The sequence below is a fragment of the Enterobacter sp. CFEC122 genome, from assembly GCF_052983755.1.
Genome location: NZ_JBRIQR010000029.1, coordinates 16,829 through 41,946 on the forward strand (window position 1 = coordinate 16,829; position 25,118 = coordinate 41,946).

Consider the following 25,118-nt stretch of genomic DNA (forward strand, 5'->3'; position numbering starts at 1 on the left):
CCTTTTTTTTGCCTGTAAGACAGAAAAACCAAAGGAGCTAATCCATGAAATCGTATCAGCGCCAGTTTATTGAGTTTGCGCTTAACAAGCAGGTACTTAAGTTTGGCGAATTTACGCTGAAATCCGGGCGTAAAAGTCCTTATTTCTTCAACGCCGGGCTGTTTAATACCGGGCGCGATCTGGCACTGTTAGGCCGTTTCTATGCCGAAGCGCTGGTGGATTCCGGGATTGATTTTGACCTGCTATTTGGCCCGGCCTATAAAGGCATTCCGATTGCGACCACTACCGCGGTGGCGCTGGCGGAACATCATGATCGCGACGTGCCGTACTGCTTTAACCGCAAAGAAGCCAAAACCCACGGTGAAGGCGGGAATCTGGTCGGCAGCGCGCTGCAGGGCCGCGTCATGCTGGTGGACGATGTGATCACCGCGGGCACGGCGATCCGCGAATCAATGGAGATTATCCAGGCCAACGGTGCAACGCTGGCTGGCGTGTTGATTTCGCTGGATCGTCAGGAGCGTGGTCGTGGAGAAATTTCCGCCATTCAGGAAGTGGAGCGGGATTACAACTGCACTGTGACGTCAATAATCACCCTGAAAGATCTGATTGCGTATCTGGAAGAGAAGCCTGAGATGGCGGACCATCTGGCAGCGGTAAAAGCGTATCGCGAAGAATTCGGGGTTTAATTGCATTGCCCGGTGGCGTTGTGCTTACCGGGCCTACCCGTTCGTAGGCCGGATAAGGCGAAGCCGCCATCCGGCGATCGCGTTACTGTAATTGTGCTGCCACTAACGGCCAGCGGGCGTCAAAATCGTCCGTTGGGCGGTATTTGAACTCGCTGCGCACGAAGCGGGAAAGCATCCCTTCACAAAACGCCAGAATCTGGCTCGCCAGCAGCGTTTCATCAATGCTGTATCCTTCACCCTCACGCATTTTCTTCTCGCGCAGAACCTGGCGCAGCTGCGCTTCAATGCGTTCGAAAAGCTGGTTAATGCGGCCCTGGAGTCTGTCCTGCTCAAACATCAGCGCGTGGCCGGTCAGGATACGGGTTAAGCCCGGATTGCGTTCACCGAAGCCCAGGATTAACAGCACTATCAGACGCAGACGCGCGGTAGTGTCTTTTTCGTCTTTCAGAATCAGGTTGATGCGCGTGATCAGGCTGTCTTCAATAAACTCGATCAGACTGTCGAACATCCGGGTCTTGCTCGGAAAATGACGGTACAGCGCCGCCTCAGACACGCCTACGGAGGCGGCCAGTTTAGCGGTGGTGATGCGTTGACTGCCATCGCTGGATTCAAGCATCAGAGCCAGAGATTGAAGTATTTCTTCGCGACGATTCCTTTTCGCGGTTTGTTTTTCTGCCATGTTACAAAATACCCCTGAAAATAAGCACTTGCCAGGCTGGCATCCACACAGCGACCGCAAACGGACGTTTGCGGTTTGTTATTGCATTATGACGCTGTGAGATACGTGTTTGTCGGGCCGTTATTTGCGCCCGGAATGGCCGAAGCCGCCTTCGCCACGGTCGGTGGCGTCAAAGTCTGCCACCAGGTTAAATTCTGCCTGTACCACCGGTACAAAGACCATCTGTGCGATACGCTCGCCCGGTTCAATGGTGAAGCTGTCCTGACCACGGTTCCAGACGGAGACCATCAGTTGACCCTGATAGTCGGAGTCGATCAGGCCCACCAGGTTACCCAGCACAACGCCGTGCTTATGGCCCAGGCCAGAACGCGGCAGGATAACCGCTGCCAGCGACGGGTCAGCAATGTGAATCGCCAGGCCAGTCGGAACCAGGGTCGTGGCACCCGGAGCCAGTTCTACGGCGTCATCGAGACAGGCGCGCAGGTCAAGACCGGCAGAGCCGGAGGTGGCATAGGTTGGCAGCGGGAATTGCTCGCCAACACGCGGGTCCAGAATCTTAACGTCGATTTTTTTCATCATAACGGGTAACGATCTCGTCGAGTAAATGTTGGCCCAGGAGTTCCTTGCGCTCAAGCGGTAAGACTTTATCTCCATCCTGCCAGAAAAGGTGCAGTGCGTTGCTGTCGCTGTTAAATCCTTGTGTGGCCAGCGATACGTCGTTCGCGCAAATCAAATCGAGGTTTTTGCGGGTACGTTTTTGCCGGGCATATTCTTCCACATTATTCGTTTCTGCGGCAAACCCAACAACGTATGGACGGTGGCTTTTTAGTGCGGCGACACCGGCAACAATGTCCGGGTTTTTCACCATTTTTAGTGTTAATTCATCGCCTTGCTTTTTAATTTTAGCCTCGGCGATCGTCTCAGCACGATAGTCTGCCACGGCCGCACAGCCGATAAAAATCTGCTGGCTTTGCGCATGTGCCTGCACGGCGGCTTCCATCTCCAGCGCGGTGGTAACGTCAATTCGCTTCACACACGCAGGGGTAGGCAGAGAGACCGGGCCGCTCACCAGCGTGACGTTCGCACCACGCTTCGCGGCGGCGGCGGCAATCGCAAAGCCCATTTTGCCGGAGCTATGGTTGGTAATGTAGCGCACCGGATCCAGCGGCTCGCGCGTGGGGCCCGCGGTTATCATGATGTTGAGATGTTGCAGATCGTTGACAGGCGAAAAGTGGGCCGCGGCCATATCAACAATCGTCAGCGGATCAAGCATGCGGCCCGGGCCAACATCGCCGCATGCCTGGCTGCCGCTGTCCGGACCCCAGATAAGCAGGCCGCGTGAGGCCAGCGTCTCAAGATTGTGCTGCGTAGCCGCGTTACGGTACATCTGCTGGTTCATGGCAGGCACGACGGCAACAGGCGCAGGTGTGGCCAGACAAATGGTGGAGACCAGGTCGTTTGCCATACCGGCCGCTACCCGGGCGATTAAATCAGCCGTGGCGGGCGCGAGGATAACCAGGTCTGCCCATTTCCCAAGCTCAATATGGCCCATCGCGGCTTCGGCGGCCGGATCGAGCAGGCTGTCAGATACCGGGTATCCTGAAACGGCCTGCAGGCTCAGAGGAGTGATAAAGGCTTTACCGCCTTCGGTTATCGCGACCCGTACATCTGCCCCGCGCTCGCGCAGACGACGCACCAGCTCCGGCGCTTTGTAGGCAGCAATACCGCCGCTCACGCCAAGAACGATTTTTTTACCGGCCAGGCTCATCATGATTCTTTCCTGTTGGGGTTCACCAGAGAGCGGGCATTTTATCACAATCCCCAAAACGGGGTGATTTTGTCCTTCGACCACTTTGCGAGGCGCTACGCAAGAACGCAACGTGGTCGTCGAGTGCCTGACTGGCCTGTGGCAGCATGCGGTTAAAAAAGGGAGAAAGAGCATGGAAGAAGAGGATGAGCCGCTGCTGCCGCGCGAAAAACTGCTGCGCTATGACGTCACCCTGTTAAAAGATGATGAACTGCTGGCGCTCTTTTTACGTACCGGAACGCCCGGTAAAACGGTATTTACGCTGGCAAAAGAGCTGATCGTACATTTCGGTTCTCTGCACGGTTTGCTGACCGCCGAACTGGCGCAGTTTAAGCACGTAGAAGGGATCGGTGTGGCGAAATATGCCCAGTTGCGGGCCATTGCTGAACTTGCCCGCCGTTTTTACAATGTCCGCATGGAGAAGGACGATCCGATCCTGACGCCAGCGATGACGCGTGAATACCTGCAAAGCCAGTTAACCGATATCGAGCGCGAGATCTTTATGGTGATCTTTGTCGATAACAGAAACCGGGTACTGAAACATAGCTGCCTCTTTGCCGGTACGTTAAGCCACGTTGAGGTGCATCCGCGAGAAATTGTGCGGGAAGCGATAAAAGTGAATGCAGCGGGCGTGATCCTCGCGCATAATCACCCCTCAGGCTGTGCAGAACCGAGCAGAGCGGACAAAGAAATCACCGAGCGCATTATCAAATGCTGTCAATTCATGGACATTCGTGTGCTGGACCATCTGATAATTGGCCGCGGAGAGTACATTTCTTTTGCAGAACATGGCTGGATTTAGGCTATTTCTCGCGATCCATCGGGATCTTTGTCTGTTCGGGACTTGAGCACACCGCCGAGTCAGCGTATACTACGCCACCTTTGAGAATCTCGGGTTTGGCATTTGGGCCTGGCAATCGAGAGTTCACTTAGAACTATGCGATGACCGGGCTGTAAAGCCTGACGAGGCGCCGATACCCCATACGAAGCTCGAGCTAATTTGATTTTTGGAGAATAGACATGTCCCGAGTCTGCCAAGTTACTGGCAAGCGTCCGGTGACCGGTAACAACCGTTCCCACGCACTGAACGCGACTAAACGCCGTTTCCTGCCGAACCTGCACTCTCACCGTTTCTGGGTTGAGAGCGAGAAGCGTTTTGTCACCCTGCGCGTATCTGCTAAAGGTATGCGTGTAATCGATAAGAAAGGCATCGATACAGTTCTGTCTGAACTGCGTGCCCGTGGCGAAAAGTACTAAGTACTTAAAGAGGAAATAAATCATGGCTAAAGGTATTCGCGAGAAAATCAAGCTGGTTTCTTCTGCTGGTACAGGTCACTTCTACACCACCACGAAGAACAAACGTACTAAGCCGGAAAAACTGGAACTGAAAAAATTCGATCCAGTTGTACGCCAGCACGTACTGTACAAAGAAGCTAAAATCAAATAATTTTAGTCTCCTTGTATCGAAAAACCCCGCAACTGCGGGGTTTTTTGCATTCTGTATCTCAACGGAGGAACCATGCCTGAATTACCTGAGGTAGAAACCAGCCGTCGCGGCATTGAGCCCCATCTGGTCGGCGCGACGATTCTTCACGCGGTTGTCCGTAACGGGCGTCTGCGCTGGCCGGTGTCCGATGAGATCCATGCCCTGAGCGATAAACCCGTCCTTAGCGTGCAGCGCCGCGCGAAATACCTGCTGCTGGAGCTGCCCGACGGCTGGATCATTATCCACCTGGGGATGTCCGGGAGCCTGCGCGTTCTTACCGAAGAACTGCCTGCGGAAAAGCACGACCACGTGGATCTGGTGATGAGCAACGGCAAAGTGCTCCGTTACACCGATCCACGGCGCTTTGGCGCGTGGCTGTGGACGAAGGAGCTGGAAGGGCATAACGTGCTGGCGCATCTGGGCCCGGAGCCGCTCTCAGACGCGTTTAACGCGGAATACCTCAAGGCGAAGTGCGCGAAGAAGAAAAGCCCGATTAAGCCCTGGCTGATGGATAACAAGCTGGTGGTCGGCGTGGGGAATATCTACGCCAGCGAATCGCTGTTTGCGGCCGGGATCCACCCCGATCGGCTGGCCTCGTCGCTGTCGGCGCAGGAGTGCGAGCTGCTGGTCCGGGTGATTAAAGCCGTATTGCTGCGCTCAATTGAGCAGGGGGGGACAACGCTGAAGGACTTCCTGCAAAGTGACGGCAAGCCGGGCTATTTTGCCCAGGAGCTGCAGGTGTATGGCCGTAAGGGCGAACCGTGCAGAGTCTGCGGCACACCCATTATTGCCACGAAACACGCCCAGCGCGCCACGTTCTACTGCCGTCAGTGCCAGAAATAGGGCTACTTGAGCTTTTCCATCAACGCCTGGTGGACGTTAACCGGCAGGAAATGGGTAACGTCCCCGTGATGTCGCGCCACCTCTTTTACCAGCGTGGACGAGATAAACGACCACTCTTTGGAGGGCATCAGGAACACGCTCTCCAGCTCCGGCATCAGGTGGCGGTTCATGTGCGCCAGCTGCATCTCATATTCGAAGTCTGCCACCGCGCGTAAACCGCGGATCAGAATGTTCGCCTGCTGGGCCCGGGCGAAGTTCGCCATCAGGTCGCTGAATCCGACAACCTCAACATTCGGCAGGTGCGAAATGGCATCGGTGGCGAGCTGCACGCGCTCGTGGAGGTCAAACATCGGCTTTTTGCTGGGGCTGGCGGCAATGGCCAGGATCACCTTGTCAAACATGCACGCCGCACGGGTGATGATATCAAGATGACCGTTGGTGATCGGATCGAAGGTACCCGGATAAATCGCTTTTGTGCTCATGGCTCACGTTTTCTCTGAGTAGCCGCGGCAGAGCGCCCACAGCTCGGTGTATTTGTTGAAAGTATACTGGGCATTGACTACCGCAAGTAACCAGCCCTGCTTACCGTCCAGCACGCCACCACGCAGCAGCAGCGTTTTCAGGAACGCGCCCAGCGTGTGGGTGAAGATTCCGGTCAGCGAGGCCTTCTTGCCGCGCTGGTAACGCTCCTGCGCCCATGCGGTGGCATAGTTGAGCTGTTTGCGCTGGAAGCTTGCGAAATCGCGGCAGGTCAGGTGCAGCAAATCGCCCGTCAGGGGGATGATCTGGGCGTTGTCGCAGGCCAGAGATTCATGCACCAGATTGTCGTTGTACTGATACCGCTCGCGCTCGTAGAGGCGCGTCACGCGGTCAGGATACCAGCCGCTGTGGCGCATAAAACGGCCAAGGAAGTAGTTGCGGCGGGCAATGCTGTATACAGCACCAGGTTGAGGTGAGGAAAGCACCGCCTGAATGGCCTGCTGAAGTTCTGGCGTAATACGTTCGTCAGTATCGAGCATCAGGACATAATCTCCGGTGGCAAACCCCTGCGCGCGCTGGCGCTGGAGGCCATAGCCTTGCCAGTCAGTATCGATAAAGACTTTTGCGCCCGCTGCCCGGGCAACGTCCACCGTGTTGTCCGTACTTCCGGAATCAAGAATGACTGTCTCGTCAGCCCAGGCAACCGACGCCAGGCAGTCCGGAAGCAGGTCGGCGGCGTTTTTGGCGATCATCACGACCGACAGACGCGTTGACATCAGTGGCTCCGCTGGGGCAGGTAAGGTTGCAGAAGTTGCAGCAGACGGGTCAGGGCACCCTGGTTCTGGTGCAGCACTTCGACCGCATGTCGCCCGTACCACAGGCGATAATCTTCGTCAGTCAGAAGGGTTGAGACCTCTTTGACTACCGAATCCGCATCGGTCACGGTAATTAAACCATCGGCCTGCTGTAATTTCGCGCAGATATCTTTGAAGTTAAATGTGTGCGGCCCCATCAGCACCGGAATCGCGTGGGCTGCTGGCTCGAGCGGGTTATGGCCTCCGCGTTCCACCAGGCTTCCGCCGACAAACGCGAGGTCAGCAATGCCGTAGAGCAGCATCAGTTCGCCCATCGTATCGCCAATCACCACCTGGGTGCTGCCAGACGGGATCTCCCCGCTGCTGCGCAGCGTGAAGCTGAAACCGCCTTTTTGCACCATTTCACGGGCATCTTTAAAACGTTCCGGATGGCGGGGCACGAGGATTAGCAGTAAATCAGGGAAGCTTTCCAGCAGCTTGCGGTGCGCCTGCAGGATGATCTCTTCTTCACCGTCATGGGTACTGGTCGCAATCCAGACCTGACGACGCGGGGCCCACTGGCGGCGAAGCGTGATGGCGCGGGCGGCGAGTTCAGGGGTAACCGAAATATCAAATTTCAGGCTGCCCGTCACCGCAAGCTGGTTGCGTTTGAGGCCCAGAGAGATAAAGCGTGCCGCATCTTCTTCATTCTGCGCGGCAATCAGGGTGATCTTGCTCAGCAGGCGGCGCATAAATTTACCCAGCTTGCCGTAACCTTTCGCCGAGCGCTCTGACAGCCGCGCGTTGGCAATCACCAGCGGAATTTTACGGGCATGCAGGGCGGAAATCATGTTCGGCCACAGTTCGGTTTCCATCACAATCACCAGCTTCGGGCGAACGGTATTCAGGAAACGATTCATGGCGCAGGGGAGATCGTAAGGGAGATAGACGTGATGAACGTCTTTGCCGAAAGCGGATAACGCGCGCTCCGAGCCGGTTGGCGTCATCGTCGTGACGGTGATCGGCAGCGACGGGTAGCGGTGACGCAGGGCGCGAACCAGCGGGATCGCCGCCAGCGTTTCACCCACAGAAACGGAATGCAGCAAAATACCGTCCGGTGCGACTTTATTGCGGCAGAAGCCATAGCGTTCAGCCCAGCGTTTACGATACGCAGGCGCTTTCCGGCTACGAAGCAACAGTCTCAGCCACACCAGTGGCTGAATAATGTAGAGCAGGGCGGTATACAACAATTCCAAGCGATTATCCGTTTTTTTAGTTTCGGCGGGCAAATTCTAAGCATTTAAGCCAGGTAAAGCTATCTCTTATGCCAGATACCGTTTCAGACGGAAATAACGGCGTCCCAGGCGCCAGTGCTGGCGCAGCCCACGGGCGTTTTTCCAGATTAGCGACCAGATCCCGCGGTCAAACAGCTCGCGGATGATTTCACGCTTTTTGCTCTGATCGCCGATGTTGTTAATGGCGTGAAGAATGCCCAGACCCTCTTTGGCAATCTGCCACTGGCAGGCCGGCACATGGCGCACCGCATCCGGGTAACGCTGGTTGATTGCATCCAGCATTTCGAGGATTTTCATGTAGTGGCGGGCGTTGCGCATTCGCGTGTCGTCCGTTCCCGGCGTGTGCGACACCGAGGCCGAGTGGATCAGGTAATCGTAAAAGGTTTCGTCGGTGTACTGCACGCGTTTGGCGGTCAGCAGCACTTCAGTGGTCCAGGTGATATCCTGGTGGCGCAGACCGTGTTCAAAGGTGAAGCCCTGCTCCTTGATGAAAGCATGACGGTAGATATTGAGCCAGGTCACGTGCAGGAACTTTCGTGATGAAAGCGCGCGCTGAAGCCAGGTTGGGCCGTCCAGCACGTCGGTGGACTGCAGCTTGTCGGACGGGAAGATCTTTTTCGACGGGCGTCCGTCGTCGTAGATATAGGTACCGTTGCAGGTCGCGACATCAAGATCGTTCTTTTTGGCCATCTCAAGCAGGCGCGGGTACATGCCCGGATAAATCACGTCGTCGATGTCCGGGAAGGCGACGTATTCGCCCGTTGCCACCGCCAGGCCGGTATTACGCGCGGCCGACACGCCCTGATTGGCCTGATCGATAACTTTGTAGAAGGGGAATTCGCTGGCGTACTGCGCAATGATGGTGGAGGAGCTGTCGCTTGACCCGTCGTTCACAACGACCAGTTCCAGACTGTCCAAATGTTGAGCTTTAATGCTGTCGAAAAATGCATTGAGGAATTTTTCACCGTTATAAACGGCGACCACGAGGCTCAATAAAGGTTTGTCGGACATGCTTTCTCCGTTGTGTTCAGGGCAGGCCACCCATTATGGTGGTACCATTCGCGCTGTATTATATCTGGTGGATACTAAAAACATATGCCTGGAGGGACAAAGATCGTTTCAGGTGGAAAATTAGCGTCACGCGGGCGAGATTTTTAACAGGAAATATATGCATATTGTTCACACTGAAGCAGACGGCGGCAAAGGCGGGCAGCCTCTGCGCATTATCAACGAATCGCTTGGGATGATTCAGCGTGGCCATCAGGTGACTCTCCTTTGTCCGGAAACTGCGCCGCTCCACGCGCTGGCACGCAATGCCGGTCTGACGGTAGTCACGATGCCGTTGAAGCGTAAGAACCTTAAAAACCTGCAGGTGCTGCGTCGCTGGATGAAGGATAACCGTCACTCGATTGACGTCATCAACAGCCATAACTCTGCCGATACCTGGCTGGTGGCGCTGGCGAATCTGACGCTGTCCAACCCTGTACCACTGGTGAGAACCCGTCATGCGTCCGGCGTACCGCGCAACAACTGGACGACCCGCTGGCTCTTCCGCACGGCCTGCGCGCATATCGTGACCACCGGCGAGGCGCTGCGCCATCAGGTGGCAAATATTGGCGTGCCGATGTCTCAGAGTACGTCGGTGCCAAGCGGTGTCGATACGCAGCGTTTCCATCCGGGAGATAAGCACCAGGCCCGGGTTCATTGTGGTTTGTCGCAGGACGATTTCTGGCTGGGCGTGGTATCGCATTTACGCCCGAACAAAGGCCATAGCGTACTGCTGCGCGCCCTGGCGAAAATTGACAGTCCACACATCAAGCTGGCGATTGTCGGCGAAGGTCCGCACAAAGCGACGCTGGAACAGGAAATCACCGCCCTGGGGTTACAGCAGCGCGTGGTCATGGCGGGACATCAATCCGATCCGGAACGCTGGTTCCCGGCCTTTGATATTGCGCTCAGCCCTTCGCACGATATGGAAGGTGTGCCGCAGGGCGTGCTGCAATCGTTAGCCACCCGTATTGCCACCATTGCGACGGATGCGGGTGGAACGGGAGATGCGGTGATTAACGGGCAGACGGGAGTGCTGGTCGCGCAGCGCGACGAAAACGCGCTGCACGATGCCATAATGAAACTCTATGACGACTCAGCCCTTCGCGAGACGCTCGCGCAACAGGGATATGACTACCTGAGCACGCACTTTACCCGCGAATGTATGCTGGACGCGATGGAGAAAGTCTTCTCCGATGCCGCTCAGCGCAGCAAATCGCGATAAAGCGCCTGTAGCTCTTTCGCCATTCTGTCCAGGGTGAAGGGCTCGGCGGTTGCACGCGCAGCGGCGGAGTAATCGACACCCTGTTCACGGCCTTTCAGCCACAGCGAGATGGCCTGCTGGTAGCCTTCGCTGTCCAGCGCATCGCGCACCCAGCCGTTTTGACCCTCGGTTATCCACTCCGCCGCGCCGCAGCCGTGGCTGGTAAGCAGCGGCAAACCACAGGCCAGCGCTTCCACGCAGACGTTCGGGAAGGGATCGTAGAGCGTCGGCAGGATAAGGGCATCCGCCGTGCCATAGACTTCACGCACGTTGGCAACGGGGCCCAGGAACTTCACTCGTGAGGAAATCCCCAGCGCCTGCGCCAGCTTTTCGAACTTCCGCGCATGTTTATCGCGGCCGGCAATCAGCAGCCAGACGTCAGGATGCGCCACAATGGCGCGCAGCGCGGTGGCGACGCCTTTGCGGCTGAAGCCTGACCCAACATACGCCAGCACCGGTGCGTCAGGAGGAATACCCAGGGCATCACGCTGCGAAAGGGCGCGGACCTCAGGGCTAAACTGAACGGTGTCCACGCCGTTGTAGATCACCGTCAGCCTGTCGTCCGGCAGCCCGAAGCGACGCACGATATCATCGCGCACCATCTTCGAATTACAGATCACCTTGCGCAGCTGCGGATGGGTAAACATCTGCGCCTCGGCCTGCAGAATGTAGCGGTGATAGCGGCTCAGAGATTGCGCCCAGCGCGCCAGCGGCGACAGAATGCGGCCATATTGCTCAAGCCAGGTGGCGTGAACACCGTCGCCCGCCCGGAAGATGGTGGCTCCCGGTATGCGTTCGTGGCTTTGCACAATATCAAACTGCGCAAAATGCGCGGCGGCTTCGAGGGCAAAACCGGATTCACGCGCGATGCGATTGCGAAACGGCGGATTGACCGTCAGCGTTTTCCAGCCTGCGGCATCCTCCCACTGGCGAGCAATCAGCGTGACATCAAGGGAGGTATCCTGCGCCAGCACGTTTAGCGCACGTGAGACAAAACGCTCTGCGCCACCGTTGGGGTTGTAGGTCTGTCGGACAATAGCCAGCTTCATGCAGGTGTTTCCGTTTCCAGAAGCATCGTATCAATGGCGCTCAGCACCTGCTGCGGGGTGATGGCCGTGATGCAGTCAGAGACACCGCTGTCTCCGCAGCCCGCTTTGCCGCACGGCTGGCAGGTAAACCCGGCCACAATCACACGATAATTTACCCCCCACGGCGCCCATTTGATGGCGCCGGTAGGGCCAAAGATGGCGACGGTTGGCGTACCGACGGCGCTCGCAAGATGCATTGGCATGGAATCCACGCCGAAGTACACCCGGGCGTGCTTCATGAGCGCTCCCAGCTCTTTCAGGTTCAGCTGACCGCTTAAATCAAAGACCGGCTGGGTGAGGGCTGCGCGCAGCGCGTCCATATAGGCCTTCTCTTCTTTTGACGGTGCGGCGGAGAGGACGATCGGCAGGCCGCGCGCCGCCAGGTTATCAATGGTCGCTGCCAGCTTTTTGATATCCCAGGCCTTAAACATCCAGCGCGAGGTCGGGTGAACCAGAATGTAGGATTTACTCGTGAGCCCAAACCCGGCCAGTTTTTCGGCCACAGAGGCTTCTGCCGCGTCACCGGGCACAAAAAGCGTATGTTTGTCTTCATCGGACTGCGGATGAATGCCGATCCGGCGCAGGGCATCCAGATTAACCTCCACCATATGACGGCTGTTGTCCTGAATCGCCGGATAGAGCGTGGTGAACGATTTCACCCAGCGGCGACGCGCCAGGCCCCCGCGCTTATCCGGCTTAAAGCCGACGGAGACGCGCGGTTTCATGCGACGCGCCAGACGCGCGCCGTGCCAGTGTTCGGTCAGGTTAATCAGCACGTCATACTGACGGCCTTTCAGGGTGTTCAGCAGGGCGCGGTAGAGGCGGAATTGTTCAAACCAGCCCTTCTTGCGCCAGTTGCGCCCAATAGTGTGCACCTGGTCGATATGCGGGTGGCTGGTCAGCATCGCCTGGGTATCGTCATAAACCAGCGCATCGACTTCCACGTTCGGCCAGTTCTTTTTCAGCACGGTAAAAACCGGCGAGGTAAGCAAAACGTCACCGTGGTGACGAAGCTTAATAATCAGCACGCGCTTTGGCGGGCGCTCCGCTGAGAAAAAATCAGACATAGGCTCTCTCTGCTGCCAGCAAAGGCTCTAATTGCGCAAATACCGCAGCGGCGCTGAGATCGCTCAGCTGCGATGAGTGTTCCGGGCGGCAGATATATTGATTTTTTCCATAGCCGCCGATCAGGCCCGGGTCCGTTGGGCCGTAAAGCGTAATATTAGGTCGATCCAGCGCCGCCGTCAGGTGGCTGAGACCGGTATCCACGGAGACCACAGCCGTCGCGCCTGCCAGCGCCTGAGCGACGCCATCCAGCTTCATGCGCGGCAGAACGTCCACATAATCAAATCCTGCCGCCAGGCGTTTGGCGCGCGCTTCTTCATGGGGAGCGCCCCACGGGAGTTTGATACGCAGTCCCGCACTTGCCAGCAGGCCGATCAGTTCGCGCCAGTGCGCTTCCGGCCAGTGCTTGTCGTCGCGGGTCGTTGCATGAAGGAAAATCAGGTAGGGTGCGTCTGTTTGTTGCGAACCGTGCAAAAAATGCTGCGAAATGGCGTAATCGCCCTGCGTTTCCGGCTTTGCATAGCCAAGACTCTTTGCAAACAGCTCTCGGGTACGTTCCACCGCGTGCTGCTGCTTCGCGATGTGATGGCGGCGGTTATAAAACAGGCTCGCCAGCGGTTCGCGGGCGGTTTGCCAGTCCATGCCGTGCTTTACGCCGCGCGCCAGTCGCGTCACCAGCGCGGCGCTTTTGACCAGCCCCTGTGCGTCGATGATGGCATCATAACGCTGCGCCTGTACCGCCTCGCGGAAGGTTTTGCGTTCGGCTTTAATCGGAGCAGAGAACCACGCTTTCCGCCAGCGGCGAATCGCCACCGGGATCACGCGGTCAACCGCTTCATGCCAGGTGGGGATCTGCGCGAAGCCCTCTTCCACCACCCAGTCAAAACGAATGCCCGGTACGGCCTGCATGGCGTCCGTCAGTGACGGCAGCGTGTGCAGAACATCGCCCATCGACGAGGTTTTAACGATCAGTACCCGCATTCGTTATCCTTCTTCGCTCAACAGCAGTGCGTTAAGCTCTTCAAGAACGCGCTGCGGGGTAATGTCGATCAGACTCTGATGATAACCTTCAGCGGCATCGCCTTTGCGCACCTTGTGGTAGCCGGTGATCAGGCGAATAACGCGCGCTTTATGGGAAAGCGGAGGCGTAAAGTCCGGGCTGCTTGGCCCATACAGTGCCACCAGCGGACGGTTGAGCGCAGCGGCGACGTGCATCAGGCCTGAATCGTTGGTAACCACAGCGTGGCAGGCAGCAATCAGGATAACCGCCTGCTCAAGCTGCGTTTCTCCCGCCAGGTTGCGGCACCAGGCCTGCTGTTCATTACTGAGCGTCGCGAGAATTTCGTTGCCCGCCTCGTGGTCTTTTGCCGAACCGAACAGGACAATCTGGTAGCCTTCGTCGATCAGCTGTTTCGCCAGCTCTGCATAGTGGTAGTGCGGCCAGCGTTTTGCCGGGCCGAACTCGGCGCCAGGGCAGAAGCCAATCATCGGACGTTCAGCCGAAAGGCCAAACGCGCTGCAGGTCTGGGATTTTTCACCGTCGTTAACCTGAAGCTGGGGCCAGAGCAGCGGCTGCGGCAGGTCTTTCGCGCTGCGCATCACGCCTTTGTCATAGGCCAGCGCCACGTAGCGCTCCACCATTAATGGCCAGGCCGCTTTATCCAGCACGCGCGCATCGTTCAGCAGGCCGTAGCGCATTTCGCCGCGCCAGCCGGTGCGATGCGGAATGCCCGCAAAGAAGGGCACCAGGGCAGATTTAAAGGAGTTGGGCAGAACATACGCGCGGTCATACCGCTTCTCGCGCAGGCTATGGCCGAGCTTGCGGCGTTCGCCAATTTCAAGCGCCCCGTGGCCGAGCGGCATCGGGATCGCTTCATTCACTTCCGGCATACGCGATAACAGCGGACGGCACCACGCGGGTGCCATCACGTCGATTATCGCCTGGGGATAGCGCGCCTTGAGCGTGCGATAGAGACTTTGCGACATCATCATGTCGCCCACCCATGACGGGCCGATCACCAGAATCTTCATACTTACGCGTCGCGGTTCAGCCAGGCCATATACTCCGTTACGCCTTCGGCAACGGTTTTGAACGGCTTGTCATAACCCGCTGCGCGCAGGTTAGTCAGGTCAGCCTGGGTGAACGCCTGATAGCGGCCTTTCAGCTTGTCCGGGAACGGAATGTACTCGATGCTGCCTTTTTTGTGGTACGCCAGCGTGGCGTCAGCCACCGCCTGGAAGGACTCTGCGCGGCCGGTACCCAGGTTGAAGATGCCGGACACGCCGTTTTCCCAGAACCACAGGTTTACGGCCGCCACGTCGCCCACGTAAACGAAGTCACGCTTAAAGCCGTCGCTGCCTTCGAAGAGTTTTGGGCTTTCACCGTTATTCAGCTGGGTGTTCAGGTGGAACGCCACGCTCGCCATGCTGCCTTTGTGGCCTTCGCGCGGTCCGTAGACGTTGAAGTAGCGGAAGCCGACGATCTGCGAGTTCGCTTCTGGCAGAACCTGACGCACATATTCGTCGAACAGGAATTTGGAGTAGCCGTAGACGTTCAGCGGCTGCTCATATTCGCGGGACTCGATGAAGTCCGAGGTGCGGCCGCCATAGGTTGCAGCGGAGGAGGCGTACAGGAACGGAATTTCACGCTCCAGGCAGTAGTGCAGGATCTCTTTGGAGTACTGATAGTTGTTGTCCATCATGTACTTGCCGTCCCACTCGGTGGTGGAAGAACACGCACCTTCGTGGAAGATGGCTTCGATCTCGCCGAACTCTTCGCCCGCCATAATCTGGATAAGGAAGTCTTCTTTATCCATGTAGTCAGCGATGTTCAGATCCACCAGGTTAACGAACTTGGTGCCGTCTTTCAGGTTGTCAACCACCAGGATGTCGGTGATGCCTTTGTCATTGAGAGCCTTAACAATATTGCTGCCGATAAAGCCTGCGCCGCCGGTAACGATGATCATAACTGTAACCTTTGAAGTGTGGAGCCCGGGGACAATCCCGGACGCTAATGTTTCTATCATATCATTAGTATGGCTGCCCTTCAGCCATTCACCGACATAGCGCAAGGGTACACGTGATTTATGCTGCAAAAACGACAAGAGATGACGTGTCATCTCGTCATGAACTATAGGTTTGGGTAATATGTCCCGAAATTTGCCGAGTCTGGAGAATTGCAATGCGTGGTGATTTTTACAAACAGTTAAACAGCGACCTCGAGACCGCACGTGCGGAAGGGTTGTTCAAGGAAGAGCGTATTATCACGTCTGCCCAGCAGGCGGACATCACCGTTGCCGACGGCAGCCATGTGATCAACTTTTGTGCGAACAACTACTTAGGTCTTGCGAATCACCCTGAGCTGATTGCCGCGGCAAAAAACGGCATGGATACCCACGGTTTTGGTATGGCCTCCGTACGCTTTATCTGCGGTACCCAGAACAGCCACAAGCAGCTTGAGCAAAAGCTGGCAACCTTCCTCGGAATGGAAGATGCGATTCTGTACTCCTCCTGCTTTGACGCCAACGGCGGCCTGTTTGAGACCCTGCTCGGCGCAGAAGATGCCATTATCTCCGACGCCCTGAACCACGCCTCCATCATCGACGGCGTGCGCCTGTGCAAAGCGAAGCGTTTTCGCTACGCCAACAACGACATGGTTGAGCTGGAAGCGCGCCTGAAAGAGGCCCGTGAAGCGGGCGCTCGCCATGTGCTGATCGCCACCGACGGCGTGTTCTCCATGGACGGCGTGATCGCCAACCTGAAGGGCGTGTGTGACCTGGCGGATAAATACGACGCGCTGGTGATGGTCGATGACTCTCACGCGGTCGGTTTTGTCGGCGAAAATGGTCGCGGCTCCCACGAATACTGCGACGTAATGGGTCGCGTGGACATCATCACCGGCACGCTGGGCAAAGCGCTCGGCGGCGCATCCGGCGGCTATACCGCTGCGCGTAAAGAGGTGGTGGAGTGGCTGCGCCAGCGCTCGCGTCCGTATCTGTTCTCCAACTCCCTGGCACCGGCGATTGTTGCCGCCTCCATCAAAGTGCTGGAGATGGTGGAGTCCGGCGCTGAACTGCGCGACCGCCTGTGGTCCAACGCGCGTCTGTTCCGTGAAAAAATGAGCGCAGCAGGGTTCACCCTTGCCGGTGCTGACCACGCGATCATTCCGGTGATGCTGGGTGATGCGGTCGTGGCGCAGAACTTTGCCCGCGAACTGCAGAAAGAAGGGATTTACGTCACCGGGTTCTTCTTCCCGGTGGTGCCAAAAGGTCAGGCGCGTATCCGCACCCAGATGTCTGCGGCGCATACGCCTGAACAAATTGAACGTGCGGTGGAAGCCTTTACCCGCATCGGTAAACAGCTGGGCGTCATTGCCTGAGGACGTGTGATGAAAGCGTTATCCAAACTGAAAGCGGAAGAAGGGATTTGGATGACCGACGTGCCGGAACCGGAAGTCGGTCATAACGATCTGCTGATCAAAATTCGTAAAACGGCTATCTGCGGTACTGACGTTCACATCTACAACTGGGACCAGTGGTCGCAGAAAACCATTCCTGTACCGATGGTTGTCGGTCACGAATATGTCGGTGAAGTGGTGGGTATCGGCCAGGAAGTGAAAGGCTTCAAAATCGGCGACCGCGTCTCCGGTGAAGGTCACATTACCTGCGGCCACTGCCGTAACTGCCGCGGCGGGCGTACGCACCTGTGCCGCAATACCATCGGCGTGGGCGTGAACCGTCCGGGCTGCTTCGCGGAATACCTGGTGATCCCGGCCTTTAACGCCTTCAAAATCCCGGACAATATTTCTGACGATCTGGCCTCCATCTTCGATCCGTTCGGCAACGCCGTGCACACGGCGCTCTCCTTCGATCTGGTCGGTGAAGACGTGCTGGTCTCCGGCGCGGGCCCCATCGGCATTATGGCGGCAGCCGTGGCGAAGCATGTAGGTGCGCGCAACGTCGTGATCACCGACGTGAACGAATACCGCCTGTCGCTGGCGCGCAAAATGGGCGTCACCCGCGCGGTGGATGTCTCGAAAGAGAGCCTGACCGACGTGATGGAGGAGCTGGGCATGACCGAGGGCTTTGACGTGGGTCTGGAGATGTCCGGTGCGCCACCGGCGTTCCGCACCATGCTCGACACCATGAACCACGGTGGCCGTATCGCGATGCTGGGTATCCCGCCGTCAGATATGTCCATCGACTGGAACAAAGTGATCTTCAAGGGGCTGTTCATCAAGGGCATCTATGGTCGTGAGATGTTTGAGACCTGGTACAAGATGGCGGCGTTGATTCAGTCCGGTCTGGATCTGTCCCCGATTATTACTCACCGTTTCTCCATCGATGAGTTCCAGCAGGGCTTCGACGCGATGCGTTCCGGCCAGTCAGGGAAAGTGATTCTGAGCTGGGATTAAATCTGCCTGCTGGCACCACTTTTTCGGGTGCCAGCGCTCTTTCTTAGCGGTTTGACTTTCCAGAGGTTACTTGTTAACTTTTGGCGAAATTTTCTCCATTCCGTCTTCTCCACACGTTCATTCAAGTAGTTAAAATGATTGCGTCAGGAAAGATTCTGCCAGGCTAATTAGGTCATTATGTCCACACTATTTCCACAGAAGTTGGTTGAGACACCTTCGCGATTTACCGCTTTCTTAACTTTCTTTATTTCCCTGCTAATAGTCATTGGCGTTAATATTATACATGCTAAATATAATGCGGTAATTAACCGTACGCTGGTTTTCGCACTGATATTGCTGTCTTTAAAATGTATAAACAATAAAATATTCAGAAATGTACTTGCGATTATTTTATTAATTCCAGTCGCGGCAGACATCACTTTACAGTTATATGCCTGGAGTAATTTCAATTCTGCGTTTAGCTATGGGTTTGCGCTAAGCGTACTTAATACGACACCGGGTGAAGCAAGTTCGATGCTCGGTTTGTACTGGCGCGATTGCCTGATTTTTATCGCCCTCTCGGCGTTTTTCATTTTTACCGCCAATACCGGGAAATGGCCTGTCGCGCCGCGTTTTCGTCGCTGGCCCGCCATTGCGCTTGCCGTCACGCTGCTGAGTTTTTATGGTCAGGCCTTGCAGCATCAACTCAGGAAAAGCAGCGTAGAAAGCCTGGCGCAGCGCGTGGTTCAGGCAACACCTGTCAGCACGTCTAAAGTCTTTATGCAGGCCATCGAAGATAATGCCGTGGTGGCCAATATCGGTAATAACATTCCTGATTATAAAATCACGCTATCCGATACTGGCATCGAAAACTATGTATTGATTATTGGTGAGTCTGAGCGCACGGCAAATATGGGTATCTATGGTTATCCTCGAGATACGACACCGGAGCTGGAGAAGCAAAAATCGCAGCTATTATTGTTCCGTAATGCTGTAACGCCTGCTCCGGTCACGATTATGGCGGTTCCGCTGGCGTTGACCGCCGATACTGTGAATGCACGAGATCCTCGTAAGTATGGCGATAACGTCATCAATATCGCTAACAAAGCGGGATATGATACGTACTGGTTTAGTCGTCAGGGTAAAGGAGGGGCGCATAATAACGTCATTACCGGAATTGCCCTGAACACGAAACAGCATGAGTGGATTGACGGGGGCTACGACGAAGACCTTCTGCCGCTGTTGCGGAATGCGTTAAAAACGCCGGGCAAGAAACTGATTGTTCTGCATTTGTACGGAAGTCACGAACCTTCCTGTCGACGCTTCCCTGCCAGCCAGGCGGTGCTGCAGGGTGATAATGAAGCTGATGATTGTTATGACAATTCGGTGCGATACACAGACACAGTGATGGGCAACGTTTTTAGCCTGCTGGAGAACTCGCGCTCATCCGTCATGTATTTCTCCGATCATGGCTTGATTCGCGATCCGAAACGTGCTGTAGCTTACTCGCACGGGAACGTTAATCCTCCACGCGAGGCGTTGCAGATCCCCGTGTTTATCTGGTACGGAAATCAGGTGGATTCTAGCAAGCAATACACCGGAGATTACAATACCGTGTGGTCAGCTGATGATATTAATACGCTGGCAGAGCTGTGGCTTGGAATCCATCGCCAGGGGGAGACTGTTCAGTCGGTACAGTCCTGGCTCGCTGGTTATAATAAGGACGTTACTGTGCTGGACACGACCGGGAAGTCCTATGACTGGCGTAATATTCGTTAACACAGGTGCGATAAACTTGCCTTTAGCAGCGTGCTAGTCTGCTTTGCCTTTATAGTAAATGGAATGATGATGATTAATGTAGAACGAGATAAGGTCCAGTTTGTATTGCTGCAGCTACTCTTCGGACTGTGTGCTTTAGCTTTTGGTTGCGTCGTTGTTTCACCTAACTTATCCGCCAAAATTTTGGGCCTGGCGGGTGTGACAGCATTCGTTATTTTCTTATTGGATATTAAAAACTTCAGAAAGAACGATGCATTCTGGCTTTGTCTGGTCCTGCTGGCTATTGGAATTTGCGATTTGGCCTGGTACCGGATGTATAAGGTTGACAGTGAGGCGATCAACTCGTATCGCGCCTATCTGGAAGTCGGGAAAATCTGCCTTTTCGGGGCATTCTCCATCTTCATGCTTGTGAGCAGAGAGCAATTCAAAATCGGCAGCAATAAAATCCATATGTTGCTGGTCATCACGCTGCAGGTGATGATTATTGTCTATGCAGGATACCAAAATATTTTTCTTGGTAACCAAAGGGTTACGTTTTCTCTTGCCGGTGGGGCGGATGCGACAGGGGCCGCTTATACCATTTCATTTATTTCGTTCTACACGATTCTGGTGCTTCAGCACAGTTTAAGTAGATGGAAAGAGTTGTTTGTACTCGGGCATTTTTTTATCACTTTCCTGGTACTGGTGGCGACAGAAACTCGAGCAGCCATTCTGACCTATCCGATTATTTTCTTCGCATTGCTGGTAGTGAAGTTCTACAAGGAAAAGCATATCCCATGGAAGGGAGTTGTGGTTTTCCTGATCGCGTTGCTGGCTGGTGCATTTATGATGAAAGACAGCCTGATAAAGCGTTATAACGACTTTAACAATGACATTGTTTCCTATGATAAAGCGAACAGTGCCACTTCTGTTGGGGCTCGTTTTGCTATGTGGAAAACGGGATTAGCTGCGTCTAAAAATAATTATTTATGGCAGTCGACAGATGAGCGAAACGCAAAGATAATTGCCGAGGTTAATAAAGACCCAAGCTTGTCAGGCGCGCTGGATCACATCCGCGGTCATCTTCATAATGAAATCGTCGAAACGCTTTCAGTGAAAGGACCTTCAGGCGTTCTTCTTTATATTCTGTTTGTGATATCGCTTGGCTGGTATGCATTACGTAAACGTAAAAGTATTATACTTTTCGCGTTCCTGGTTTCGATTGTTATGTTCGGCGTAGGTGGTGTGATGTTCTATTCTAAAACAACCCCTGTTGCGTGGATGTTGACGCTGATAATGTCGATTGTTTTCCTGGAACAAAACAAACATCGTACTGTCATTAAGTAACCGTTTTGATTCTCCCTCGGGAAAAAGGTATTCTTCCGAGGGAGAAATACCTTTTACCAGACGAGTATCCCATGAACGAACTGATTTCAGTCATCATCACCACCTACAACAGAGAGGCGTTGCTGGAACGCGCAATTCGTTCAGTTATTGCTCAGACATATCCCGCAGTAGAATTGGTTATTGTTGATGACTGCTCCAATGAGAAAACCCCTCAACTTATCGAGCGTATGCGCGCTGAGTGTGAGGCGCGCTTTGTACATTTCGTCTACGAGCGTAACGAAAAGAACAGCGGTTCTAACTTCAGCCGTAACCGGGGCTATGCGCTTTCGCACGGCGTGTTTGTAACGGGGCTTGATGACGACGATTATTTCCTGCCAGAGCGTTTGAAGAAGCTCGCTGAGCGGTATGATGATAAGTATGCTTTCGTGACGGACACGCCCGCCAGGTTGGACAAAACCCACCGTACCTATCCGGAAACTGATGACAAACGAATCATTGAGCTGCAGGATATTCTGTGTGAAAACGTGGTTGGCAATCAGGTATTGACCACAAAAGAAAAACTGTTAGGCGTAGGCGGATTTTCCCCTGAAATTAAACAGCAGCAAGATCGCGATGTGTGGATTAAATTAATTCTGAAGTATGGTCCAGGAATCAAATACAGTTTCAGTACTGCGATGGTGGATGCTGAACACGGGAGCGATCGGATTACGTCGCAGGTTAAAAAATACAATGCGTATCGGAAACTCTATTTTAAATACCGTCGGCACATGTCTGAAGTGACCCGCAGTAATAATTTATTCCAACTTATGTCGTTTCGTGGCTTTACATCATCGCGCATGAATTTCTTATTACGCGGGCGTAAAAAAGACGCTAAATTAAAAATGAAACTGTTTCGCCGTACGCTAAAAGAGCTATTCTGAATTTAATTAGGTGAAATGATGAATCTCAATGCAACGAATAAGCTCATCAAGAAAACCCGGCGCTGGCACAACAAAACGGGTTTTTCTCTTTTTCAGCGTGCTGCTTGCCATTTTGAGCGGAAGAAAAAAGAAGCGATTTTTAGCATTATTGATGATCTCAAGGTTCAACCTGACGATTCGCACACAGCGGAACCGATGCAATCAAACATTATCTGGATCTGCTGGTTCCAGGGGCTGGATAACGCGCCTGAGTTAGTTAAACACTGTGTCGACTCTGTTTATAAACACTCAAATGGATATGAGATTATAATTATTACTGAAGATAATTTCTCGGATTATATCACACTACCTGATGTGATTATTGAGAAATATAATTCTGAATTGATCGGTAAAGCTCACTTCTCTGATTTATTACGTTGCTGTTTATTGTATGAATATGGCGGTGTATGGCTTGACTCTACCATATTTATGGCTCATGATTTACCTTCCTACCTTGCCAATTCCTCATTTTGTTCTTTGCGTTTCACTCCAGCAGATTGCTCTGGGAGTATTAGCAACGGTTTCTGGACAACTTATTTTTTGGTTTCCGAGAAAAATGGCTATTTAATCGGTAATGTAATGAATGTGCTTTTAGAATACTGGCAAAAGCATGATAAAATCATAGACTATTTTTTAATGGATTATATCTTTTCTTATTATTTTGAAAACGATAGCCACTCAAGAGAAATTATTTTATCTCAACCTGTGCTCGGTGAAAATCGTTTTTTACTAAAAAATAGTATGAATGAGCATTTCTCACTGGAAATACAAAAACAATTTATGGAAGACCCTATAGGCATATATAAATTGTCTTATAAAGGGTCTTACCGTACTTCAAACAACGGCCAGCCGACAATATATAGCCTGATCCTTGATGGCACTTTCGAACTAAAGTGAGAAAAAAGCCACCATGACGGTGGCTTATTATCGTCAGGCTTTCTTACCCCATCCCTGCCACTGCTGCTGGACGTATTTCACCAGCGTACTGTTACTGATGCTGTCTCCGATGACAGAGAAGAAGCGGGTCGCGTAGACCGGTTCTAGCGGCTGCTTCGGTACGCAGCGCTTCACGCCGCGGAACGGATTACGCGGCGCCGTCGGGGTGGGCTGCGCAGAATTCGGCGTAGAGCTATCCACCTGCGGCTCATTCAGCAGATCGCTCGGGCGCACCAGCGTGATATCGGAAGGTAAGGTCGGCAGCATTTGCTGCAGGACGCGGACGGTAGACGGGTGGGGGTGACCGATGGCAATGGCCGAACCATTGCGGCGGGCCAGCTGTACCGCGCGATTAAACTGCACGCGAATATCGGCTTCGTTCTGGGTATCATCCAGGAACACCTTGCGCTTAATCACCTTTACGCCCGTTCCCTGAGCGGCGCGCATTGCCTGGCTGTTGCCGATGGTCATGCTGTCGAGGAAGTAGAGGTTATAGCGCTCCAGCGCCTGCATCACTTTGAGCATCCCGTACAGGCTCGACGTCATCGCGCTGCCCATATGGTTGTTCAGCCCTACGGCATACGGCACCTTGTTGTAGGCGTCGCGGATGATGCGCTCGATCTCCTCGCTGCTCATATCCGGGCGCAGGGTATCTTTTTCCAGCGGCTGCTTGCTGAGCGGGGCCATAGGCAGGTGGATGAGAACCTGATGCCCGCTGCTGTGGGCTTTGGTCGCCATCTCACGCGCGTGGGGGGCATTCGGCAGGACGGCAACGGAGATGGCCGACGGCATCGCCAGCACCTGGTTTTCATAATGTGGGCGATAACCGAAGTCATCAATCACGATAGCGAGCTTACCGGCGTATACCGGTGCAGCCAGCGCCAGCGCGCTGACGACGGAGAAAACGATTCGACGAAATTGAAGCAAAACTTATCTTCCCAACCACGGCTGTGGATTGACCGCCTGACCCTGACGACGAATTTCGAAATAGAGTGACGGGCGGCCCTGACCGCCACTGCTGCCCACAAGGGCGATGGGTTGGCCAGCGCGCACCTGCGTGCCGACGCTGACCAGCGCGCTCTGGTTGTAGCCGTAAAGACTCATGTCGCCTTTACCGTGCTCGACCACTACCACAAGCCCGTAACCCTGCAGCCAGTCGGCCAGAATCACGCGGCCATCGGCGATGGCTTTCACTTCGCTACCTTCAGACGCACCGATAACGATCCCTTTCCAACGTAGCTCACCCTGCAGCTGTTCGCCATAGCGATGCAGAATTGAACCGCGAACGGGCCAGAAAGCCTGACCGCGAGGAGAGCCGAGGCCGCCGGTACGCGACATCAGGGAACGTTCGCTTTCGCTTGGCTTGTAGGTGGTCCCTTTGCGGGAGGCTTCCTGCTGCTTGTCGCGAACGGCCTGCGCCTCGCGAGCCTCTTTTTCGGCGCGCGCTTTCGCTGCGGCTTCAGCACGGGCGATGCTGTTGCGCAGTTTCGATTCGTTGGCGCGCATTTCGCTCAGCTGGCTCTGCCCTTCCTGAATCGAGGACTCGAGACCGGCCAGGGTTTTCTTACGCTCGTTGCGTGCCTGCTCAAGCTTTGCCTGCTGGGCCTGCTGATCGTAGAGCAGCGTCTGCTGCTGGCTCTGCTTCTCTTCCAGCTCGGCTTTTTGCGTGGAGACCTCTTCGCGCGTCTGCTTCAGCTGCGCGATCGTCTCCTGACGCGCCTGGTTCAGATAGCCAAAGTAGGCCTGCAGGCGCTGGCCGCGCTGGCTCTCTTCGCCGCTGAGGATCAGCTGGAGTCCGGTATGTTCACCCTGGCGGAATGCGGCATCAAGCTGTGCGGCAAGGTTGCGCTCCTGCGCATCGCGCTGGCGCTCCAGTTTGGCAATCGACGCGTTCATCTCGTCGATCTGCTTATTCAACTGGGCAAGGGTGTTTTGCGTTTCACGGAGTTTACGCGTGGCAGCGGAGATGGCCTCTTCCTGCTGCTTAAGCTGGGCGAGCAGGGCGGCGCGCTGTTGCTGCTGTTGGCGTACCGCACGCTCTTTGGCGGCGATATCGGCCTGAATGGATTTCAACTGGTCGCGGTCATCCGCGTGGGCGGATGCGGCGCACAGCAATACGCCAGCGCTGAGTGCGCTGGCGTAAAACAGAGGTCTGACTGATAACCTAAGCGGCTTCACGACCCATGTGATTG

Annotated in this window: 26 protein-coding genes; 12 read left to right on the forward strand and 14 right to left on the reverse strand. The window is 54.8% G+C overall.

Annotation, left to right across the window (positions count from 1 at the left end):
* Positions 1-44: 44 nt before the first annotated feature.
* Positions 45-686, forward strand: a complete 642-nt coding sequence (gene pyrE / locus ACVCAM_RS18475; protein WP_025910619.1) for an orotate phosphoribosyltransferase — start codon at positions 45-47, stop codon at positions 684-686.
* 82 nt (positions 687-768) lie between these two features.
* On the opposite strand, the gene slmA is transcribed toward pyrE, so the two are convergent.
* From slmA to coaBC, 3 genes are all read right to left on the reverse strand, one after another.
* Entirely contained in the window at positions 769-1,365 is a 597-nt protein-coding gene (gene slmA / locus ACVCAM_RS18480; RefSeq protein WP_008502690.1) for a nucleoid occlusion factor SlmA, read from the reverse strand.
* A gap of 120 nt (positions 1,366-1,485) precedes the next feature.
* Positions 1,486-1,944: a dUTP diphosphatase gene (dut, locus tag ACVCAM_RS18485; RefSeq protein ID WP_008502691.1), complete on the reverse strand. Its 459-nt coding sequence runs from the start codon at positions 1,942-1,944 to the stop codon at positions 1,486-1,488.
* On the reverse strand, positions 1,922-3,133 hold the full coding sequence (gene coaBC / locus ACVCAM_RS18490; protein WP_025910617.1) for a bifunctional phosphopantothenoylcysteine decarboxylase/phosphopantothenate--cysteine ligase CoaBC: 1,212 nt from the start codon (positions 3,131-3,133) through the stop codon (positions 1,922-1,924). Before coaBC ends, dut begins: the two co-directional genes overlap by 23 nt.
* A gap of 172 nt (positions 3,134-3,305) precedes the next feature.
* Between coaBC and radC the strand changes: the two genes are divergently transcribed.
* The 4 genes from radC to mutM all read left to right on the forward strand — a co-directional run bounded on the left by radC (position 3,306) and on the right by mutM (position 5,501).
* Positions 3,306-3,974: a RadC family protein gene (radC, locus tag ACVCAM_RS18495; protein ID WP_008502693.1), complete on the forward strand. Its 669-nt coding sequence runs from the start codon at positions 3,306-3,308 to the stop codon at positions 3,972-3,974.
* A gap of 218 nt (positions 3,975-4,192) precedes the next feature.
* Entirely contained in the window at positions 4,193-4,429 is a 237-nt protein-coding gene (rpmB, locus tag ACVCAM_RS18500) for a 50S ribosomal protein L28 (RefSeq protein WP_002436699.1), read from the forward strand.
* A gap of 22 nt (positions 4,430-4,451) precedes the next feature.
* Positions 4,452-4,619, forward strand: coding sequence for a 50S ribosomal protein L33 (gene rpmG / locus ACVCAM_RS18505; RefSeq protein WP_003024094.1), 168 nt, complete (start codon positions 4,452-4,454; stop codon positions 4,617-4,619).
* A 72-nt stretch (positions 4,620-4,691) separates the two neighbouring features.
* A complete protein-coding gene (mutM, locus tag ACVCAM_RS18510; protein WP_008502694.1) occupies positions 4,692-5,501 on the forward strand; it encodes a bifunctional DNA-formamidopyrimidine glycosylase/DNA-(apurinic or apyrimidinic site) lyase in 810 nt (269 codons plus the stop codon).
* Positions 5,502-5,503: 2 nt separating this feature from the next.
* Here the strand turns inward: mutM and coaD are convergent, their stop codons facing one another.
* From coaD to ACVCAM_RS18530, 4 genes are all read right to left on the reverse strand, one after another.
* Positions 5,504-5,983: a pantetheine-phosphate adenylyltransferase gene (gene coaD / locus ACVCAM_RS18515; protein WP_008502695.1), complete on the reverse strand. Its 480-nt coding sequence runs from the start codon at positions 5,981-5,983 to the stop codon at positions 5,504-5,506.
* Positions 5,984-5,986: 3 nt separating this feature from the next.
* Positions 5,987-6,757, reverse strand: a complete 771-nt coding sequence (locus tag ACVCAM_RS18520) for a glycosyltransferase family 2 protein (protein ID WP_025910602.1) — start codon at positions 6,755-6,757, stop codon at positions 5,987-5,989.
* Positions 6,757-8,031 (reverse strand): lipid IV(A) 3-deoxy-D-manno-octulosonic acid transferase, encoded by a 1,275-nt coding sequence (gene waaA, locus ACVCAM_RS18525; RefSeq protein ID WP_025910600.1) that lies wholly within the window; start codon positions 8,029-8,031, stop codon positions 6,757-6,759. The genes ACVCAM_RS18520 and waaA overlap by 1 nt, the downstream gene beginning before the upstream one ends.
* Before the next feature lie 66 nt (positions 8,032-8,097).
* Positions 8,098-9,081: a glycosyltransferase gene (locus tag ACVCAM_RS18530; protein WP_447093641.1), complete on the reverse strand. Its 984-nt coding sequence runs from the start codon at positions 9,079-9,081 to the stop codon at positions 8,098-8,100.
* A gap of 157 nt (positions 9,082-9,238) precedes the next feature.
* Here ACVCAM_RS18530 and ACVCAM_RS18535 point away from each other — a divergent pair, with 157 nt between their 5' ends.
* On the forward strand, positions 9,239-10,342 hold the full coding sequence (locus ACVCAM_RS18535; protein WP_407222936.1) for a glycosyltransferase family 4 protein: 1,104 nt from the start codon (positions 9,239-9,241) through the stop codon (positions 10,340-10,342).
* On the opposite strand, the gene ACVCAM_RS18540 is transcribed toward ACVCAM_RS18535, so the two are convergent.
* From ACVCAM_RS18540 to rfaD, 5 genes are read right to left on the reverse strand one after another with little or no spacing between them, the layout of a single operon-like run.
* The gene (locus ACVCAM_RS18540; protein ID WP_248261806.1) at positions 10,321-11,430 is read right to left on the reverse strand and encodes a glycosyltransferase family 4 protein; all 1,110 of its coding nucleotides are present in this window, start codon (positions 11,428-11,430) and stop codon (positions 10,321-10,323) included. The genes ACVCAM_RS18535 and ACVCAM_RS18540 overlap by 22 nt on opposite strands.
* Entirely contained in the window at positions 11,427-12,536 is a 1,110-nt protein-coding gene (gene rfaQ / locus ACVCAM_RS18545; protein ID WP_407222937.1) for a putative lipopolysaccharide heptosyltransferase III, read from the reverse strand. Before rfaQ ends, ACVCAM_RS18540 begins: the two co-directional genes overlap by 4 nt.
* A complete protein-coding gene (rfaC, locus tag ACVCAM_RS18550; RefSeq protein WP_407222938.1) occupies positions 12,529-13,515 on the reverse strand; it encodes a lipopolysaccharide heptosyltransferase RfaC in 987 nt (328 codons plus the stop codon). Before rfaC ends, rfaQ begins: the two co-directional genes overlap by 8 nt.
* Before the next feature lie 3 nt (positions 13,516-13,518).
* Positions 13,519-14,565, reverse strand: a complete 1,047-nt coding sequence (rfaF, locus tag ACVCAM_RS18555) for an ADP-heptose--LPS heptosyltransferase RfaF (protein WP_045352774.1) — start codon at positions 14,563-14,565, stop codon at positions 13,519-13,521.
* Between the two features lie 2 nt (positions 14,566-14,567).
* Entirely contained in the window at positions 14,568-15,500 is a 933-nt protein-coding gene (gene rfaD, locus ACVCAM_RS18560) for an ADP-glyceromanno-heptose 6-epimerase (protein WP_008502707.1), read from the reverse strand.
* A 215-nt stretch (positions 15,501-15,715) separates the two neighbouring features.
* Here rfaD and kbl point away from each other — a divergent pair, with 215 nt between their 5' ends.
* The 6 genes from kbl to ACVCAM_RS18590 all read left to right on the forward strand — a co-directional run bounded on the left by kbl (position 15,716) and on the right by ACVCAM_RS18590 (position 22,887).
* On the forward strand, positions 15,716-16,912 hold the full coding sequence (kbl, locus tag ACVCAM_RS18565; protein ID WP_407222939.1) for a glycine C-acetyltransferase: 1,197 nt from the start codon (positions 15,716-15,718) through the stop codon (positions 16,910-16,912).
* Between the two features lie 9 nt (positions 16,913-16,921).
* Entirely contained in the window at positions 16,922-17,947 is a 1,026-nt protein-coding gene (gene tdh, locus ACVCAM_RS18570; protein WP_021242426.1) for an L-threonine 3-dehydrogenase, read from the forward strand.
* Between the two features lie 177 nt (positions 17,948-18,124).
* A complete protein-coding gene (locus ACVCAM_RS18575; RefSeq protein WP_025910586.1) occupies positions 18,125-19,705 on the forward strand; it encodes a sulfatase-like hydrolase/transferase in 1,581 nt (526 codons plus the stop codon).
* A gap of 63 nt (positions 19,706-19,768) precedes the next feature.
* Entirely contained in the window at positions 19,769-21,031 is a 1,263-nt protein-coding gene (locus ACVCAM_RS18580) for an O-antigen ligase family protein (RefSeq protein ID WP_309487306.1), read from the forward strand.
* Between the two features lie 71 nt (positions 21,032-21,102).
* Complete coding sequence (locus ACVCAM_RS18585) at positions 21,103-21,951, forward strand: glycosyltransferase (RefSeq protein WP_025910583.1); 849 nt, start codon at positions 21,103-21,105, stop codon at positions 21,949-21,951.
* A gap of 15 nt (positions 21,952-21,966) precedes the next feature.
* A complete protein-coding gene (locus ACVCAM_RS18590; protein WP_240520118.1) occupies positions 21,967-22,887 on the forward strand; it encodes a capsular polysaccharide synthesis protein in 921 nt (306 codons plus the stop codon).
* 33 nt (positions 22,888-22,920) lie between these two features.
* Here ACVCAM_RS18590 and ACVCAM_RS18595 read toward each other — a convergent pair whose 3' ends face one another.
* A complete protein-coding gene (locus ACVCAM_RS18595; protein ID WP_025910578.1) occupies positions 22,921-23,853 on the reverse strand; it encodes a divergent polysaccharide deacetylase family protein in 933 nt (310 codons plus the stop codon).
* A gap of 3 nt (positions 23,854-23,856) precedes the next feature.
* Entirely contained in the window at positions 23,857-25,116 is a 1,260-nt protein-coding gene (gene envC / locus ACVCAM_RS18600) for a murein hydrolase activator EnvC (protein ID WP_025910576.1), read from the reverse strand.
* Between the last annotated feature and the right edge of the window lie 2 nt (positions 25,117-25,118).